Source organism: Paenibacillus sp. Negev47, assembly GCF_058313655.1.
Genome location: NZ_CM177754.1, coordinates 5,482,491 through 5,501,178, shown reverse-complemented (window position 1 = coordinate 5,501,178; position 18,688 = coordinate 5,482,491). Strand labels below are relative to the sequence as shown.

13 protein-coding genes are annotated in these 18,688 nt (G+C 50.4%); 11 read left to right on the top strand and 2 right to left on the bottom strand.

Annotation, left to right across the window (positions count from 1 at the left end):
• Nucleotides 1–68: 68 nt before the first annotated feature.
• Complete coding sequence (locus tag AC4G47_RS24840) at nucleotides 69–647, bottom strand: TetR/AcrR family transcriptional regulator (RefSeq protein WP_491103235.1); 579 nt, start codon at nucleotides 645–647, stop codon at nucleotides 69–71.
• A 304-nt stretch (nucleotides 648–951) separates the two neighbouring features.
• Between AC4G47_RS24840 and AC4G47_RS24835 the strand changes: the two genes are divergently transcribed.
• Entirely contained in the window at nucleotides 952–1,314 is a 363-nt protein-coding gene (locus AC4G47_RS24835; RefSeq protein ID WP_491103233.1) for a PIN domain-containing protein, read from the top strand.
• Nucleotides 1,315–1,419: 105 nt separating this feature from the next.
• Nucleotides 1,420–1,938, top strand: coding sequence for a hypothetical protein (locus tag AC4G47_RS24830; RefSeq protein ID WP_491103231.1), 519 nt, complete (start codon nucleotides 1,420–1,422; stop codon nucleotides 1,936–1,938).
• 118 nt (nucleotides 1,939–2,056) lie between these two features.
• Here the strand turns inward: AC4G47_RS24830 and AC4G47_RS24825 are convergent, their stop codons facing one another.
• Nucleotides 2,057–3,793 carry a methyl-accepting chemotaxis protein gene (locus AC4G47_RS24825; protein ID WP_491106786.1) on the bottom strand — a complete coding sequence of 579 codons (1,737 nt, stop codon included), beginning with the start codon at nucleotides 3,791–3,793 and terminating at the stop codon, nucleotides 2,057–2,059.
• A 559-nt stretch (nucleotides 3,794–4,352) separates the two neighbouring features.
• Here AC4G47_RS24825 and AC4G47_RS24820 point away from each other — a divergent pair.
• The 9 genes from AC4G47_RS24820 (at nucleotide 4,353) to AC4G47_RS24780 (ending at nucleotide 18,617) form a co-directional block, all read left to right on the top strand.
• Entirely contained in the window at nucleotides 4,353–4,562 is a 210-nt protein-coding gene (locus tag AC4G47_RS24820; protein WP_491103230.1) for a tautomerase family protein, read from the top strand.
• Entirely contained in the window at nucleotides 4,559–5,539 is a 981-nt protein-coding gene (locus AC4G47_RS24815; protein WP_491103228.1) for an ABC transporter permease, read from the top strand. Before AC4G47_RS24820 ends, AC4G47_RS24815 begins: the two co-directional genes overlap by 4 nt.
• Nucleotides 5,540–5,550: 11 nt before the next feature.
• Nucleotides 5,551–6,429: a carbohydrate ABC transporter permease gene (locus AC4G47_RS24810; protein ID WP_491103227.1), complete on the top strand. Its 879-nt coding sequence runs from the start codon at nucleotides 5,551–5,553 to the stop codon at nucleotides 6,427–6,429.
• Nucleotides 6,430–6,470: 41 nt separating this feature from the next.
• Entirely contained in the window at nucleotides 6,471–7,508 is a 1,038-nt protein-coding gene (locus AC4G47_RS24805; RefSeq protein WP_491103225.1) for a response regulator transcription factor, read from the top strand.
• Entirely contained in the window at nucleotides 7,508–9,343 is a 1,836-nt protein-coding gene (locus tag AC4G47_RS24800) for a cache domain-containing sensor histidine kinase (RefSeq protein WP_491103223.1), read from the top strand. Before AC4G47_RS24805 ends, AC4G47_RS24800 begins: the two co-directional genes overlap by 1 nt.
• Nucleotides 9,344–9,369: 26 nt before the next feature.
• Complete coding sequence (locus tag AC4G47_RS24795) at nucleotides 9,370–10,137, top strand: glucose 1-dehydrogenase (RefSeq protein ID WP_491103221.1); 768 nt, start codon at nucleotides 9,370–9,372, stop codon at nucleotides 10,135–10,137.
• Nucleotides 10,138–10,173: 36 nt separating this feature from the next.
• On the top strand, nucleotides 10,174–12,543 hold the full coding sequence (locus tag AC4G47_RS24790; protein WP_491103220.1) for a DUF4962 domain-containing protein: 2,370 nt from the start codon (nucleotides 10,174–10,176) through the stop codon (nucleotides 12,541–12,543).
• 138 nt (nucleotides 12,544–12,681) lie between these two features.
• Nucleotides 12,682–14,232, top strand: coding sequence for an extracellular solute-binding protein (locus tag AC4G47_RS24785; protein ID WP_491103219.1), 1,551 nt, complete (start codon nucleotides 12,682–12,684; stop codon nucleotides 14,230–14,232).
• Between the two features lie 29 nt (nucleotides 14,233–14,261).
• On the top strand, nucleotides 14,262–18,617 hold the full coding sequence (locus AC4G47_RS24780; RefSeq protein ID WP_491103218.1) for an alpha/beta hydrolase fold domain-containing protein: 4,356 nt from the start codon (nucleotides 14,262–14,264) through the stop codon (nucleotides 18,615–18,617).
• Nucleotides 18,618–18,688: the final 71 nt, after the last annotated feature.

The window sequence follows — 18,688 nt, the reverse complement described above, 5'->3', positions numbered from 1 at the left end:
TCCCTATCCTTACGCTAATCCGTTCGTTCTATCTCTATTATGTTTTGAATCTAGTGGGACGCCGATCTCTACGTGGGGGATAAGCCATTCTTGAGAAAGAGACCCACAAAATCCTTGATCTGATCCTTGTGCAGCGTAGGATGCGCTTTGTTCCAATCCGAAGTTAAGGTGACATATAGCTTCAGCAGGACAAAAGAAACCAACTTGGGATTTTCTCTGCGAATCTGCTCTAATTCCATGGCACGGCTCACCTGACGCTCCAGATATTCGAGAATGGCTGTCTCCACTTTCTGCAAACCTTCCTTGGCTTGCGGCGTGCCGAACTCGTTAACCTCCTGAAAGAGCTTGATCAACAGTTCATGTTCCTCCCGGTACTCCAGCAAAGAATCCATACTCATATGCACATTATCCAGAAAGGAGTTCTCTTCCTTCACCGTTTGCTCCGTAATCTGTCTCATATCCGCAATGATTGAGCGCAGAATCTCGCTGAACAATTCTTCCTTATTCTCGAAAAAAGTATAGATCGTTCCCTTGCCTACATTGGCAAGTCTCGCAACCTGCTCCATCGTTGTGGCTTTGTAGCCAAACAGGGCAAAGGATTTCTCGGCAGAATCCATCACCTGTTGCCTTCGATCTATCGTTTTCATGACATATACACCTCCTTATAGGTTGAAAGGCTAATGGTAAGGTAACCCTTTGGTGACCGATTTACCATTATGGTCAGTTGGTCGTTGATAACTGTAGCACTTGAGGAGGGGAGGTGGATGTGATCTTTGTCATGGTGTGAGCTGAGAGATGAAAACAATAAATGAGTAGAAGAAGTACGAATGAGTATTTACTATAATGTGGAAAATATTGAATATATCAGTTATAGAGTTGAATAGCTATAATAGCAAAGGGGTAGCGAAGAAACAGTGAAATATAAAACTCAACAAAGAATGAGGAATATGTATGGAACACGTTTTATGGACGATCTATCTTGGGTTGCTGGGCACAGCATCACTCTCGTATTTTTTAAAAGGGAAGTACAAGTCAAAACTTAGCAAAATAGATTTTGTCGTATCCGTCATTACATGGATAGGGCTGCTAGGATATGTTACGGAAACGGCTATTCTAAATCCTGCAGTGTGGAAATTTATTACCGTGGCAGCTTTGTTATGGGATTTATTATTCGCGATGCTTTTAAAGGATTACGAAGGGAAAGAAATTTTGGGAGGATTACCGATTATGATGAGAAGAGTTTTGATGTTGATAACATTAGTTATCGGGATTGGACCTTTATACTATGGGCTGTTTAGATATGCTTTCTCTTAAGGGGAGAATTTTCTATATATTTTATGAACAATGTAACTTGTTGGTACGATTCTACGTCCAAAAATGAAGAACCCAATTCTTAATCAGAATGAAAGGAGGCCGACATTGAAATATTTCTCCTATATCATTATGATGTGTTTTGTCCTACTCGGTTGTTCAGATGCCTCATTGGATAGCAACGGTACAGCACCAGACCGAATTCAAAGAGAAGGACAGACGATGACGGCAACCAGGCAACTGGGTGAATATGAACTTCGATTAAACGTCCAACAACAAGGTGAATATACCTTCACTTTTCAACCGGAAATCAAATATATAGGACAAGATGCCAACCACGATATTTTCCATTCGAAACAGCTTCTTGATATCGATCTGCAAATGGATGGAAAGACGATTCTCCCGCCGAGGTCGAGTACCAGTGAAGAATTGGTAACAGAATTAACGAAAGGTCGTTGGTGTTCGGAAGAAGTTGAAATAACCCTCACACCTGAGCAGGTTAGACATATATCGAATGGTGAGGTCGATCTTGTTCTTAATGCCGGATTTCGATCCGAACATTCCGGCTACAGTGACGAGAAGAAGATGATGATAAATGCAGAAGAAATACTGTCATTTAAAAAATGATACCGGGAAAGTACAGAACTTACTCTGGTAACAACAAAAAAACCAAGGCTTTGAGTTCAGTTACTCATGAGCCTTGGTTTTTACTGTATCTATGACTGTTATCTGTATCCTATTAATTCTATTCTGCTCGTACTTTAAAGAACGAAATCAGTTCTTGCAGTTGCTCGGATACAACCGAGAGCTCGTCGGAGGCACTCACAATGGCTGCCATGGAGGCTTCCTGCTCTTCAATGGACTGCTCAATTTGTTTACTGCTATTGGCTGCCTTGCTGACATTGGCAGAGAGTTCATCGGCCGTGGCAGACATTTCTTGGGTGCTTGCCGAGATTTCTTCGGTAGAGCTGGAGATATCCTGAATTTGGTTCGCCACTTTATTCGTAGCAGTCAATATATTCTCGAAGAATACGCCAGTCTCTTGCGTGACTTCCAAGCCTTTGGTTACTTCCTTGGAACCCAGTTGCATGGCCTCGGAAGACTGAATGATATCGCGCTGAATTTCCTCAATTAACTGTCGAATTTGCTTCGCTGATTCCTGAGATTGCTCTGCCAGATTACGTACCTCGCCTGCAACCACGGCAAATCCTCTTCCTTCTTCACCTGCGCGGGCGGCCTCGATCGAAGCGTTGAGGGCCAGCAAATTGGTTTGTCCGGCAATCTCCGTAATCAGATTGACAATGTTGCTAATTTGGTTCGAGTTATTTTCCAAAGACTGAATGGACTCGGATGTATGTTGCACTGCACCGGAGATGAGGCGCATCTGCTCAATGACTTGCTGCATCACTTCATTACCGGCACTGGAACGTTGCTCCATGCTTAGTGCTTCATCTGCCACATCAGCTGAACTGCTGGCAATCGTCTGGACAACCGTTGACATTTCAGTCATCGCGCGAGCACTCTCCACCGAGGCTTTGTCCTGAGATACCATGCCGGTGGATATTTCACGAATGTTGTTGCTGATGGATTGAATATTATCATTATTTTTCGCTGAAATCTCCAATAGTTGTTTGGATGAGTTCGAGAGGTGGTTAGATGTGGCTTGCACCTTGAACATCGTCGTGTTGAATCGTTCGATCATTGTATTGAACTTCTCATTAATGACACCCAGATCATCTCGTCCTGTATCAATGGTGACATCCAGATTGCCTGTGCTGACTTCCTCGATTCCCTTCATCAGGTTGCGAATCGGCAGCAACGTTCTTTTTAGCAAAATGAATTGCAACACCATGAACAGGATCAGGAAACCGACAAGGAACATTAATCCGTACGTAAGCAGTTTGTTCAGACCTTTTGGAACGGCACTTGCATCGACATCGAAGAAAAGAGCAGCGTACATGGAGCCATCTGCGTTATTAATCGGATAGATTAGTGTAGTCCAAGTTCCGTAGTCATCGGTGTAGAAATCACTGAAGGCCGGCTTTCCGTCCTTCTTCATCTGTTCCAGCACCACAACGTTATTCTCGGGCAGTGGGTACATGGCACCTGCGGGCAGATTGTCTTGCTCGAATGGTTCCAGCAGGTTGGTTGGAATTGCGATGATGGACGTTCCGTTTCCTTGCTCCAGTTCTGCACCGAAAATGTACGCTTGTGCGATGTTTGGATAGAACTCATGGATGGAATCGAGATAGGCTTTCATCTCCTGCTGTACAGGACCAGCGTAGCTTTTTTCACTGGCGGCTTGGGCGACTTTGGCGATGTCCAGATCGTTATACGATTTCTGGGTGATGACAGTGGCTTGGTCATGCAACTGTTCCACCAGAATGTTCTTTTGCAGCTGGTAAGCCGCGGTAATCAGGATAATACCAATTAAGGTGATGCTACCGAACGAGATCACCAAATTTTTAACAAAGAAAGGCATGGTACTCCAGCGAAGCTTATTAAACAAGATTGTTCACTCCTTCTAAAATATGAAAATGTACTTGACCTGGACGTTGAGTACACTATGTAATCTAACGTCAATATGGTGGGTAATCGAAATCGTTCTGTTTCTAAAATGTTGGGTTCTTCTATTTTTGCGAATGGCATATCTCCGATTCATGATTCTTCTTCATGTTTCTACAAAGGTTTTTCTACTTCACGCATAGGAAATCCAGGTAAGTTACTTCCTAAAATATATCGTTATAAAGTCATATTAATGTTAGCTTTACAACTAAAAATGGTTCTTAGGTACTGGTTCCTTGGGCTGGTTTTTCGTTTTTCCTTCATTATCTCGTTTATGGTGCAATAGCTTACTCCAGCGAAACGGATGACAGGCCAGCTTATCCATGCAATGAATTGCTGTATATCTTCAAGCCCCTATTTCGACCTAAAGAAAACACAAGTGAATGAAAAGACAGTCCATTGTTACCCTTCAGAGGGAAGGATAAGATAAAGACGTTAAAGCGTTTACATTATGTGGTGAAGGGAGCTTAACTCGGATGCCAGAAATTACGATCAGGCTGTATGAAGGCAGGACGGATCAGCAAAAGCAGGAGATAGTGGAGGTGTTCACGCGCGAGCTCTCGCGTATTATCGACCGTGAGCCGGAGTACATTTCCGTTTCCTTCAATGAGATCCCATGGGACGAGAACGTTCCTGATAATTTGAGAATCATGCAATCACAGAAGCAGGGAGGGGAGAAGACGTGAAGCCCGCGGACATGGTTCCGTCAAGCCGGAGCTCAACCGAAGTGCACCACTCGTCCAGCCTGAGCGCTCGGCTCGGGGATGCGGGGCGTTATATGTGGCGATACCGGATACTTTATCTGCTCTCGGTACCGGGCATACTGTATTTTTTCCTCTTCAAGTACGTGCCCCTGTTCGGTTCAGTCATTGCCTTTCAGAACTACAACATTTTTAAAGGCATCACCGGAAGTGATTGGGTAGGTCTGGAGCATTTCCAGAAGATGTTCAGCCATTATGATTTTTTGCGAATTCTCAATAACACCCTTCTGCTTGGACTATATGATCTGGTGATTGCATTCCCGGTACCAATCGTGCTGGCGATTCTGCTAAATGAAGTGCGGATGATTGTGTTCAAGCGAATGCTGCAAACGATCGTATATATGCCTCACTTTTTGTCCTGGGTCGTCATTAGTGGTATCTTCATGGGCATTTTCTCGATGGATGCCGGGGTGGTGAACAAGGGGCTCGGATTTTTGGGGATGCAGCCGATCTACTTTCTTGGAGAAGACTCGTACATTCGTTCCATTTTGATTGGTTCCGGGATCTGGCGCGACTCCGGATACGGCACAATCATTTTTCTGGCTGCCATTGCGGGCATCAATCCCGATCTGTATGAAGCGGCAGAGGTGGACGGAGCCGGGCGTCTGAAGCAAATATGGTCGATCACGCTGCCATCATTGCTGCCAACGATTATGATCCTGCTGCTGCTGCACATCGGGAAGTTTCTGGATCTGGGCTTTGAGCGTGTGTTTGTATTCCTGAATCCACTCAATCTGGAGTCTGGTGAAATCCTGGATACGTATATTTACAAAGCCGGGTTGCTCTCGCAGCAGTACAGCTATACAACGGCCATCGGGTTGTTCAAGTCTGTAGTCGGATTGGCGCTTATTTTATTCGGTAATTTTATCAGCAAAAAAACAACCGGCGAAAGCCTGTATTAGGAGGCGAGATCATGCGTACCCCCAGTGTCCGCTACCGTATATTCCGCATTGGAAATCTCGCGTTTCTTACGCTGCTTTCGTTGACGATGATTCTGCCATTCATTAATGTCCTGGCCCAGTCGCTCAGCAGCTCGGAAGCGATAATGGGCGGTAAGGTCAGCTTCTGGCCCGTTGCTTTTACCTGGATCAACTATGAATATGTATTCGGAGATGCAGCATTCTGGCGGGCATTCGCAGTATCGGTTGGCGTGACGCTGTTCGGCACGTTGGTCAATCTCGCCGCAACGGCATCGCTGGCTTATCCGGTTTCCCGTCCAGAGTACAAAGGGCGCTCCCTGGTCGTCATGTTTGTCCTTGTGACCGTCGTATTCTCGGCACCCTTGATTCCGAATTTTATCTTGATGAAGGAGCTTCATCTCGTCAACAATCCGCTGGTTCTAATTGTGCCGGGAGCCATTAACGCATTTAACTTTTTCGTCATGCGCTCGTTCTTCGCACAGCTGCCGGGGGAATTGATTGACGCCGCCCGCATCGATGGCTGCGGGGAATTCGGCATCATCTGGCGGATCGTGATCCCGCTGTCCAAACCGGCAATGGCATCACTCGGCATTTTCTATGCGGTGGGGCACTGGAACGCTTACTCCACTGCGCTCTATTATCTGAATGATCCGGCCTGGTGGCCGATCCAGGTGACGCTCAAGAAGCTGTTTGAGAGCGACGATATTTCCGTCGATCCGGGTTCCGCCGTCTACAGCACTCTTGCACACACCTCGCCGGAAGGCATCAAAATGGCGACCATCATCATCGCTACTTTACCGATCATTATCATTTACCCTTTCCTGCAACGGCATTTTGTAAAAGGAATCATGGTTGGTTCCGTCAAATCTTAAGTACAAGAAGCACACAGATCTGGCGGAAACGGGGGATGGCGATGTTCAGAATCTTGATTACGGATGATGAGCCGATGATTCGGATGGGTCTGGCGAAAATGATCGAGCAAGCGGGACTGTTTGACTGTGAGATCCGGCAGGCTACACATGGGGAAGAGGCCCTTCAGGTGGTGGAGGCATTTCAGCCGCACATCCTGTTTACGGATATTCGCATGCCCACGATGGACGGCATCGAATTGTGCCGACGCTTATCGGAGCAAGGCAGTGCAATCCGCATTATTGTTGTCTCGGGTTATTCAGACTTTGAATACGCAAGAGCCTGTATGGATTATGGTGTAAAGCGTTATCTGTTGAAGCCTGTAGGGCGACAGGAGCTTCATGAGCTTCTTCTTAAATTGAGGGCATCGGAGGATGACAAACCTACCGTATCGCTTGTTCCCGTGAGGGAGCTGAATGATTGGGCGATGCGTCTGGAAGATGCCATATGGGAGCTAAGACAGTCTGATGTGGCGGAACTGATGGAAGCATGGTTAAGAAGGTATCCGGCGTTTTCCCTGATGCCTGAGCAGACCGCAGAGCTTTTTCAGGAATTGCTGGAACTGATTGTGGTCCGAATGAATGCACGTGGCAGCGGAATGGTGAATCTGTCTCACGACACACTTGTAAGCGCTTCCCCTGAGAGGTGTTTCGATGCCCTGGTCAGTGCCGTCGACTTGTTGATGAATAGGATCAAGGAGCGGCGCAGCGGCAAGCGGAAGCATCCGGTAGAAGAAGCAAAAGCATATCTGGAGGAGCATTTGCGCCGCGAAGTGTCACTGGACGAGATCGCTGCCAAACTGGGGCTTAACCCGTCCTATTTCAGCCAACTGTTCAAGCAGACGACAGGTCAGACCTTTATTCAATACCGGATACGCAGCAAAATGGAACTGGCCAAGCGAATGCTGGAACAGCCGGGAAACCGGATTACGGATATCTCCTACGAGGTGGGGTATGCGGATCATCCCCATTTTACGAAGACGTTCAAGAAAATCACCGGACTGACGCCGTCCGAGTACCGCAATCGGTTGGGCATTGAATAATGAAGCGCAGCCTGGCGATCCGCCTGTTCTTTCATTTTGCTGTGGTGATTACACTGTCGTTGTCAGCCATTGGATTGTTTACCTATACCTACGCCTCTACGGAGATGAATGAGCAGCTTGCGGACAATATTGCCCAGACGATGCGCAACACCGCGTACCAGACAGATCTGTATTTGCAAAATTACGATCGGGCAACCTACTCCATTCTCTCGAACGGAAGCGTCAAGCATTTCCTCGACATGAATCCGGAGGATAGTTATGCCTATTACGAGTACAGCCGTCAGATTAAAAAGAACGTGTTCCCGCCCGTTTTTATGTTATATCCGCAGATTAAGTTCCTGTATATTATCGGGGAAAATGGGCGTGTTGTTGTAGATGACAGCCAAAATTCTGCCGGCATACCGGATATCGACGCGCCGCTACAATATAAGGAACTGCTGTCCGCAACGCCTGCAAACGGTGAATCGGTGCTGCTTACCCGCAGTATTCGCGGTGGACAGAGTGCAAATGTGATTACGATCGCCCGCCGGATCAGGGGATTGTCCTCCTATACGCCAAGCGGAGTACTGGCGATGGAGGTTAATGTGCTTGAACTTGACAACATCTGGGGAGAACTCGACCTGGGTCAGGGCGGCTATCAGTATGTGATGGACCAGAACGGAACTGTAATCTACACACCCGGACAGGAAGAGGCACAGGCAGCCATGCCGTCCAGCATCGTAAGCAGGCTTATGCATACGGATGCGGGATCACTGGAGCTGAATATAGATGGCACCAAGCGGCTGTTCATTTCTGAGCTTTCTGAGTATTCGGACTGGCGCTTTGTCGCTTCCGTGCCGCTGTCGGAGTTACAACGGCCGATTGCGACGATCCGCTCGGCTACGCTATGGGTTGGCGCCGGAACTTTGCTCGCTGCACTTATCGTGGCCTACCGGATTGGAGCATCTCAAGTGGAGCCGATTCGGGTGCTGATGAACGGGATGAGACAGACCGAGAAGGGAATCTGGAACAAGGTGGAGATGAAGGAAAGGCGCGATGAAATTGGTGTGCTGATCCGCAGTTATAATCTGATGGTCAGCCGCTTGTCGGACATGATTGAGAGTGTATACGAGTCAGAACTGCGCCGCCAGAAGTCGGAGATCGAGCTTCAGCAGGAGGCGCTGGAACGGCACCGTGCGGAATTTCAGGCACTTCAATTGCAGATCAATCCGCATTTTCTCTATAACACACTGGAGACGATCAAATGTTACGCAGTCGTACAGGATTCGGAAGAAATTACGCAGATGGTGGAATCCATGGCGCATATGCTCCGTTATTCCATTCAGACGAATCTGGAAGAAATTACGGTGGCCAATGAGCTGAAACATGTGCTGGCCTACCTTTCGATCATGAAACATCGCATGGGTCGGGAACTCGAGGTTGAGGTGATTATTGCGCCGGATCTGCTGCTTGAAAAAATGGTTCGACTGACACTACAGCCGCTTGTAGAAAATGTGATCCAACATGCGTTTCCGCAGGGCATGGAGCCCGGCCACTTCATCCGCATCGATGCAAGGCGGATTCAAGATCGTTTTCTTGTCATTGTACAGGATAATGGCATGGGCATGAACGAGGGACGGCTGGAGAAGCTGCGCCGCCGTCTTGAACTGAATCGCCTTGCAGGCGGGGATCAGGATTTTGTCTATCATCGCGGGGGTATTGGACTCATGAATGTCCATCGCCGGATTCAGCTTGTGTTTGGAGAAACGTATGGCTTGATGATTGAGAGTGAGGAAGGCATGGGAACCACCATTACGATGGCGCTTCCGGCAGATCAGCACAGCAAGCGGATCTAACACGATTAAAGGGAGGAATATAGAAGATGAATATCAATTTGCAGAACAAAATTGCGCTGGTGACGGGCTCAAGTGGAGGCATTGGCGCTGCCATTGCTGGGGGATTGGCTCGCTGCGGGGCCAAGGTGGCCGTGAATGGCCTGCATAATATGGAGCGGGCCGAGGAGGTCGTGGCAGCGATCCGTGCTTCCGGGGGTGAAGCAGCGGCGTTCCGGGCAGATGTGACGGATACGGCCGCCATTGAAACGATGATTGGGGATATCACTTCCCGCTTCGGCGGACCGATCGAGCTGTTGGTCAATAATGCAGGTCATCTGGTGGAGCGAAGCCCGATTGAAAGAATGAGCGAGGAGCTTTACAGCCGTATTATGGATGTCAATCTGAAGAGCGCCGTATTTGTCTCTAAAGCGGTCATTCCAGGCATGAAAGCGGGCGGAAGCGGCCGAATTATCAATTTGACTTCGGTAGCGGCTCATAATGGAGGCGGTCCGGGTGCGGCGATATATGCTGCCTCCAAAGCGGCAATCATTGCGTTAACCAAAGGCCTGGCCAAGGAACTGGCTCCTGCCGGTGTTACGGTCAATGCCCTGTCGCCGGGCTTCATCGGCCAGACGGCGTTCCATGCTACGTTTACCTCGGAAGAAGGACGATCTTCTGCCGTAAGTAGCATCCCCCTCGGACGGGAAGGGAATCCGGATGATGTGGCGGGGGCGGCGCTGTATCTCTGCTCCGAGCTGGGCGCTTTTATAACCGGAGAAACGATTGAAATCAATGGCGGAATGTATATGCGTTGATGCCACACCACTTGCGAAAAGGAAGGGGACGATACAATGAAAGTTAAGCGGATGCCCGCAGAAAGACCGTTATACCAACCGATGAGCGGGCCGTTCCATGTTGACTATGCACCTGACGAACACTCCGTTCTGCAAGAGAATCCGCCGAGATTTACATGGATGGCGGCACAGCAGGAGGATGAGAATGCTTATATGCTGCAAGTGTCGGCAGGGCCTTCTTTTCAGGAAGAAGAGACGATGACGTTTGCGCCACTCCCCTATAACTTTTTCACGCCGGACCGGGTATTTGAAAAGGGGGACTATTACTGGCGTTATGCCTTGCTTTTGGAGCATCCGGTGCAGGAAGGAACGGAAGTTGAAGCTGATGCCTTGGAGGGCAAGCCGAGGGAAAAGTCGGCATGGAGTGAAGTACGACGATTCACGGTGCCTGCTGGCTTGCCGGAGACGCCATTACCGTCACGGTCGCAGCGTTACGCATCCACAGATACAACCCATCCCCGGCTGTGGCTTGGAGAGACTGGGCTAAAGGCACTTGCGGAAGGTGTGGCGTCCGACTCCACGTATTGCGGCTGGGATGCATTTATGTCGAATTCCGTGGAACCGTGGGCAGCCCGCGAACTGATCAGCGAACCGCTGCCTTATCCGGATAACCAACGTGTCGCTGTGTTATGGCGGCAAATGTATATGGACTGTCAGGAAGTATTATATGCGATTCGGCATCTCAGTATCGCCGGACGAGTGCTTGGTGACGAGCGGCTGCTTGAAGCCGGGAAGAGCTGGCTGCTGCATGTCGCGGGTTGGGATACAGAGGGAACGACATCCCGCGATTATAACGACGAGGCAGCCTTTCGGGTTGCTGCCGGGCTGGCTTGGGGCTACGACTGGCTGTATGACGAGTTGAACAGCGAGGAGCGAGATGTGGTAAGACGCAGTTTGCTTCGCCGGACGGAGCAGGTGGCACAGCACGTTATGGTCCGCTCCAAGATCCATCATGTGCCCTACGACAGCCATGCGGTGCGTTCATTGTCCTCCGTGCTAGTACCTTGCTGTATTGCCTTGTTGCATGAGGAACAGCAAGCAGCGCAATGGCTGGATTATGCCGTCGACTATTACGCCTGTCTATACTCTCCGTGGGGAGGCAGTGATGGCGGCTGGGCGGAGGGCCCAATGTACTGGACGACAGGCATGGCGTATGTGACCGAGGCGATGAATTTGTTGCGAAACTATGCGGGTATCGACTTCTTCCGTCGTCCGTTCTTCCAGCGTACCGGGGATTTTCCGCTCTATGTGTACCCACCTGATGCACGGCGAGCCAGCTTCGGTGATCAGTCTACCCTGGGCGATCCGGTAAACTTGAAAACCGGTTATCTTGTCCGCCAGCTCGCCGGTGTGACGGGCAACGGTTGGTACCAGTGGTACTTTGAAAATGTGCGGCGCAACGACCCAGGGACCGAGGGCGCTTTCTATAACTACGGCTGGTGGGACTTTCGTTTTGACGATCTGGTATACCGCCACGATTATCCGCAGGTGGAGGAAGAGCCCCCTGAAGGTATCGAACCGCTCAAGTGGTTCCGGGATGTGGGATGGGTGGCCATGCATCACCGGATGGATGATCCAAAAGAGCATATTATGCTGCTGCTCAAGTCGAGCCGTTATGGTTCCATCAGCCATAGCCATGCGGATCAAAACAGCTTCACACTGCATGCGTTCGGCGAGCCGCTTGCGGCCGATACCGGCTATTATATCGCCCACGGCAGCTCTTTCCACCGGGAATGGAGAAGGCAGACACGCTCCAAAAACAATGTGCTGATCGGCGGAGCAGGGCAGTATGCCGAGAACAACAAGGTGCTGAACATGGCCGCAACCGGGCAGATCGAAGAAGCCTATTGGCGGGACGGCGATGGTTATGTACGTGCGGTAGCGACCGATGCCTACGCCAGCACTGTACCGCATGTACAGCGGGTTGTGCGAGAAATCCATTTTCTGCAATCGTCATACGTTGTCATTGTGGATCACATTGACCTGGAAAAGCCGGACAGCATTCAGTGGTTGTTCCATGCATTGCACCCGTTACAGCTGAAAGGACAGAGTTTCCGTGTAAACGGAAGCAAGGCGGGGCTGGAGGGTACGTTTGTCTACGCTTCCTCCGGCGAGCTGTCGCTCAGCCAGACGGATCAATTCGCAGGCGTGGACCCGGTAGAGTACGAAGGTCTGGCGAGGCACTATCATCTGAGCGCGGAAACAAGGCCTGCCTCAAGCCACAGGATTGTAACGCTACTTGTGCCGTACCGGAGCGAGGAGCCGAAGTATGTGCCCTATTTCATTGATGACCAGGATCATGGCATCCATCTCTACTTTACCGACAACGGTGTGACGAAGAAGATTGAGGTATCCAAAGCATACTAGTACTCTACCTAAAGAAAACGCAATCTCATCTAAAACATCCCCATTGTTGCAGGCGGTGGGGATGTTTTAACATCTATTTGAAAGCGCTTCACCAATGAGTGGTACCTAAATCTAAATCAGGATGAAAAGAGGGGTAGCATGAAAAAGTGGATGGTCTCAGGTATGGCGCTATTGCTGGCGGCAGCCGTCATGACGGGATGCAACAAGGGGAGCGGAGCGGCATCTGGTGAGGGTGGGGGAGACGGCAAAACGAAATTCTCCATGTCACTACGTACGCTGGCGTATACGTATGTGGAGAAGTCGCCGGACATCAACCAGGATAAATGGGTGAAAAAGCTGGAGGATCTGACCAATACCGATCTGAAAATCGTCCTGGTGCCTCATAAGGAATATGAGCAGAAAATGGTCCAGATGTTTGCCACCAATGATATTCCTGATGTTGTACAGGGCGATGGTGGCGTCAACGGCAAGGAGATGGCCGGCTCGGTCGAAGCTGGTGTATTCCAGCCGCTGGATGATCTGCTGAAGCAGTATGGGCCAGACTTGCTCAAGACCGTGCCGAAGGAAGCCTGGGATCAAGTGACCCATGACGGCCAAATTTACGCCATCCCTGAATATTTATCCAATCCATCCCGCCGGGCCACCTGGATTCGCAAGGATTTGCTGGAGAAAACCGGATTGCCGGTGCCCACAACGGTAGAGGAAACACTGGAGGTTCTCCGCGCCTTCAAGAAACTTGGGGTGGAGAATCCCTATATGGGGCGCGAAGATTTCAAATATGCAGATACGTTCTTCGGAGCCTATGACGTGCAGCAGTTCCTGTCCATGATGGAGCAGCAGGGCGATCAGATTGTACCCAAATTCATGGATAACGAGAATATGCAGCAAGCGCTGACTGTATACAAGACGATGTACGACGAAGGGCTGATCAACAAAGAGTTCGCGACCATCAATTCAACGGTATTCAAAAATACGATTCTTTCCGGCAAGGCGGGCATGTGGTCCATGAACGCAAACGAACTGATCCAGTGGGAGAAGCAGATTAAAGCGTCGGTTCCGGATGCAGAAATCGAGATTATCCCTTCGCCCGTCGGTCCAGACGGCAAGGGTGGTTATTACCTGTATGGTCCGGTGACACGTGCCTACTTTATTAATAAGGATGCGGCTGATCCGGCTTCAATCATCCGTTTCTTTAACTGGATGGTATCAGATGAAGCGGAGAAATTTTTCACGTACGGCACGGAAGGGGAGACCTACACGGAGGATAATGGCGAGATTGCGTACACCGCCCCGACGGACTCCGCTGGTGTGGACGAGGAGCGTTACCGCCAGTCATTCTTGTGGCTCGTACAGGACACAACGTACAACAAAGGCTCGTTATCGCTGACGGAGGAAGGCAGGAAGCTGATGAACATTTACGACACCATTTTGGCCAAAGAGGGCCGGGATGGCATCACCTTTGACCCGCGTCTGGAAGCCTTTGTACAGAATCCCGATATTGCGCCCAATTCGGATACACCTCCCCAGGTACTGCTCACGCACATGATCAAGATGGTTTACGGTAAAGAGCCGATTTCCGACTGGCCTAAGGTGGTTGAGGAATGGAAAGCCAAAGGTGGCGATCGTGCAATTGAGGAAGCTACGCAGAAATTCAAAAATGGCGAAGGTGTCTCCGCACCCCGACGCTAGATTCAAGGGGTGTCCGGGAAACAGTTTAAGTGAGTCAGGTGAATATGGAGGGGATACAGGTGAAGGTCTTGTTCAAAACGTGGAAGAAGCGGGTTGTACTTGTTGCCATGTCTCTTATACTCATTAGCAGTACCGCCGTTCCGGTGCAGGAAGCCCGGGCCATGAAAGACGCCGTTCCTCATTCTAACTTAAACGCACTACAGGTAGGGAATATTGCAGAACCAGATGGCCCTGAACTTGAAATTTACGCGGAAAACTTCGATGACCCGGACAATTTTGGCTCTACTGGCGGAATTGCGCTGAAGGCTCCATGGATACAGGAAGGAGAAGGAGGAAGCAAGGCCAAAACGTCTTCCTCGACAACCGCACCATCGCTGCCCAATATGATCAAGATTGATGGAACGGATGCACTTGCGCTGCCGCTTGACCTGACGGGATACGGAAACATCCGGCTGAGCTATTACACCCGTGCCTCTTCCTATATAAGCGGAAGTATCATTATGGAATGGTCCAAGGACGGTGGGACTTCCTGGACGACGCTGGAGACCTTCGAACTTCCTCCAGGCACCCCGGATCTGAAAAACAAGGAAGGCAATACGCTTAAAAGCTGGTTGTTGGGTTCGGAAGCGAACAATAACAGCACCGTTAAAATTCGTTTTCGGACGGGAGATGCCATGCAGGCCAACATGTATATCGACAATGTCGCCATTTTCGGTCAGGCGATTCCCGGAATAACCCCGCCTCCATCTCCTGTGCCACCTGCAGAGGAGAACATTGAATTTACGCCTCCACAGGGGGTGACCTTATATGAGGATGTGGAGATTGGCATGGCCGGCGGACGGGCGATGTATTCATCCATTGCCGTTCCCGAGACGCCCGCGTCTGAACCGATGCCAGTCATGGTCTACATCCATGGTGGTGGCTGGAACCACGGGGATCGGAAGCAGGCGCTTGGCTCAATCTGCAATTATGTGCTCAAACGTGGTTACATCGGCGTATCTCTGGACTACCGACTGACACCTGAAGCGCCGTTTCCTGCGCAGATTCAGGATGTGAAGCTCGCCATCCGATATTTGCGGGCGAATGCGGCCCAGTACAATCTGGACCCGAGCCGTATCGGAGTTTGGGGGTCGTCCGCAGGCGGCCATTTGGCTGCTTTGCTCGGAACAACAGGGGACATGGTTGCCGACGACACCGTGGAGCTGGATACAGGAGCAACCGTACAAGTACCTGATCTTGAAGGCTCCGGTGGATGGCCTGAGTATTCCGACAAGGTGCAGGCGGTAGCCGACTGGTATGGTCCAGCCGATTTTACGACTGCATTTGCCAATAACTATAGCTCTGTTACTGCCCTGCTTGGCGGAAATAGAGCATTGGATGTACCGGAACAGGCCAGACTTGCGATGCCGGGCACGTACGCTTCACCAGATGATCCGCCGATCTGGATTCGGCATGGCGATGCCGACGCCACCATTCCCTATACGGACAGCGTTACATTGGCGAGCCAGCTTCAATCCGCGGGTGTACCGGTTGTGGATCTGAAAATCGTACCCGGTCAGGGACACGGATTTACGGGAACAGCTTCCGAGATTGCCAATGCAGAGGCGTGGGCGTTTCTTGATGAGCATGTGAAGAACCGGGTCGTAACCGAGCCAATTATATTCAAAAGAGATCGGGAAGACACTACACCTGGCGAGGAAGAAGATGAAGAAGATCCACCGATGATTGAGAAAGTGATAGCCAGCAAGCTGCCAAGTGATGATGCAGCAATAGACAGTGGCAAGCCGGATCTTAATTTCAATCAGGCCACGGGCTCCAGCACCGGATTGCTCAGCATTTCCTCCACGTCGTCCACCAAGAAATATGTGTATTTCAAGTTCGATATGACCGGAAATGAGAGTGAAGGAGATCGATACCGACTGCAAATTGCCGCCAAAAAAGGCACGTCGAATACAGACACGGAACTGTCCCTGTACGGTTTGGATGCAACCGACTGGAACGAATCATCGTTAACCTGGTCAAATGCCCCCGTCACGACCCTCAGCGAGAGTGCGCTTCTAGGCACATTCCAGGTGACGGCGGATCGCAGCGGTAGTCCGGCGGTCTATGAAGTCGATGTGACCGATTATGTGAAGAGTCGTCCGGATTCCGCGCAGGTGGCATTTCTGCTCGGAGACGCCGCGGGTACAGGTGTCTCTGTAAACGTGTATACCAAGGAAGCTAATGGAACGAGCAATCCTCGTCCACAGTTATCTGTCATTGCTTTAACTGAAGCTGGCAGCGATACGAAGGCGCCGGAATGGGAGCCGGGAGCCGAGCTGGAGGTACGCAATTGGGGAACCGATTTTGCGGATCTGAAATGGCATGCTGCAAGCGACGATACGGCTGTAGAAGCATACCGGATATACCGGAATGGCACGTTGCTGGCCGAACAGGAGAAGCTGTCGTTCCGGGACAGCGGACTTGCAGCCGGAACGCCCTATACGTTTCAAGTAAAGGCGATTGACAAGGCAGGCAACGTGAGCAGTGAGTTAAGGACCGATCTTACCACGCTTGCAAGTCCCGTATCGCCGCTGTCGGTTGTTTCGGTCTCGGCCAGCGGCAGCGACGGCAATCTGGCGACCAATACAATCGACAATAACAGCTATACACGCTGGTCAGCTGCCGGAGATGGGCAATGGATCGCCTTTGATCTGGGTGAGGAACAACAAGTCGGATATGTTGGCATCGGCTTTTACAAAGGGGATGTGAGGCAGACCTTCTTTGAGGTGGAAACATCTGTTGACGGTGAGCTGTGGACACAGGTGTTCAGCGGGGAAAGCAGTGGGGATACCACAGATATGCAGGCGTTTGATATCCTGGATACTTCTGCACGTCATGTCCGGATCACCGGGCACGGCAATTCGGATTCCAGTATCTATACAAGTTTGACCGATGTCCATCTGTATGCACCCTTTGCAGGAGGCGGAACCCCTGTTGCCCTGATTCCCTACGTCGAGCCGCAAGCGCCGGAGGGTACGGTGCCATTTATCGCTCCCGGCCTGACCGAGGCAGATGGAACGCCGCATGCGGTCCATTCTCCACATGCCGTAACCGGACGTGTGATTGATGTACGGGATTACGGGGCAGATCCGGCTGACAATGCAAACGATGACCGACCCGCTATACAGGCCGCCATCAATGGGGCAAGTGAAGGAGATGAAGTGTTTTTGCCCGACGGTGTGTACAATTTGTTATCCGGGCCGGATGAGACCACTAACTTGATGCTTAAGTCAGGGGTAAACCTTAGAGGAGAGAGCAGCGAAGGAACCGTACTCAAGACATCGCTGGATCAGGTTAAGGGCAGCGCTGTCCTGAAAGCCTCGGCTCAGCATAGCATTCTGGTGTCCAATATGACGGTTACTTCATCCTGGTCAGGCAGTTACACAACCGATCACAAATCCAATAATCCCTCCGCCGGGGGACCGGATAGCATGATCCACATCGCCAACTACGGCGAGGCCCCATCCTATGAGATTACAATTGATGGAGTGATTGTGGAAAAGTTTAAACGGATGGCTATCCGTATTGAACATAGCCGGGATGTCGTTGTGAAGCATACAACGTTCCGCAACGCGACCGACCTGGGGCCTGGAGGTTCAGGCTATGGTATTTCCATTCAGGGGACGGCCAAAACGGACCGGCTCGGTTTTGACAACGATACGTTATGGAACGTGGTGGAGGATAGCACATTTGAGGGTCCTTATCTCAGGCACGGGGCGCTGATCCAGTTTGTGGCCCACAACAACGTGCTACGTGGCAATACATTTAACGGAACAAAGCTGGATGCCATCGATCTCCATGGCGAACTGGAATATTTCAATGAAATCTCAGGCAATGTGATTACGGATGTACTTGCAGGTGCTGGGATTGGACTCGGCAATACAGGAGGTTCAGCACCCAGCAACCACAGCAAGTCTGGCAAAGGAAACTATATCCATGACAATATCATCATGAACAGCCAAACCGGGATTTCGGTGATCATGGGTACGCCAGATACATTAATTGAGGATAATCTCATAGAGAACACAACGACAATCGCGGATGCGGCAGGAATTAAGGTGCTGAACGGACCTGGCACGGTGATTCGTGGCAATGTGATCCGCAATAATACTGCCAGCGGTTACTGGGCCGTGCGGCTTGATCACGACAACGGCGATGCCGGAGCGGGCAATGTCGGCCAAGGTGACCCCGAGAACGTTCAGATTGAGAATAACCGAATTGAAGGCAATACGAACGGGATCGGTCTATTTGCCGGCGTCGGCATTTTGCTGAAGGCCAATATACTGAGCAACTTGAATGAGGATTATTACAAGGCGGCGGGTGTGACCGTAACCGAACTGTAACATTCGGAAAAATAGCCTGTCAGGTGTCTGGCCTGACGGGCTACTTTTTGTTCTGCTTTTCCCACATGTTC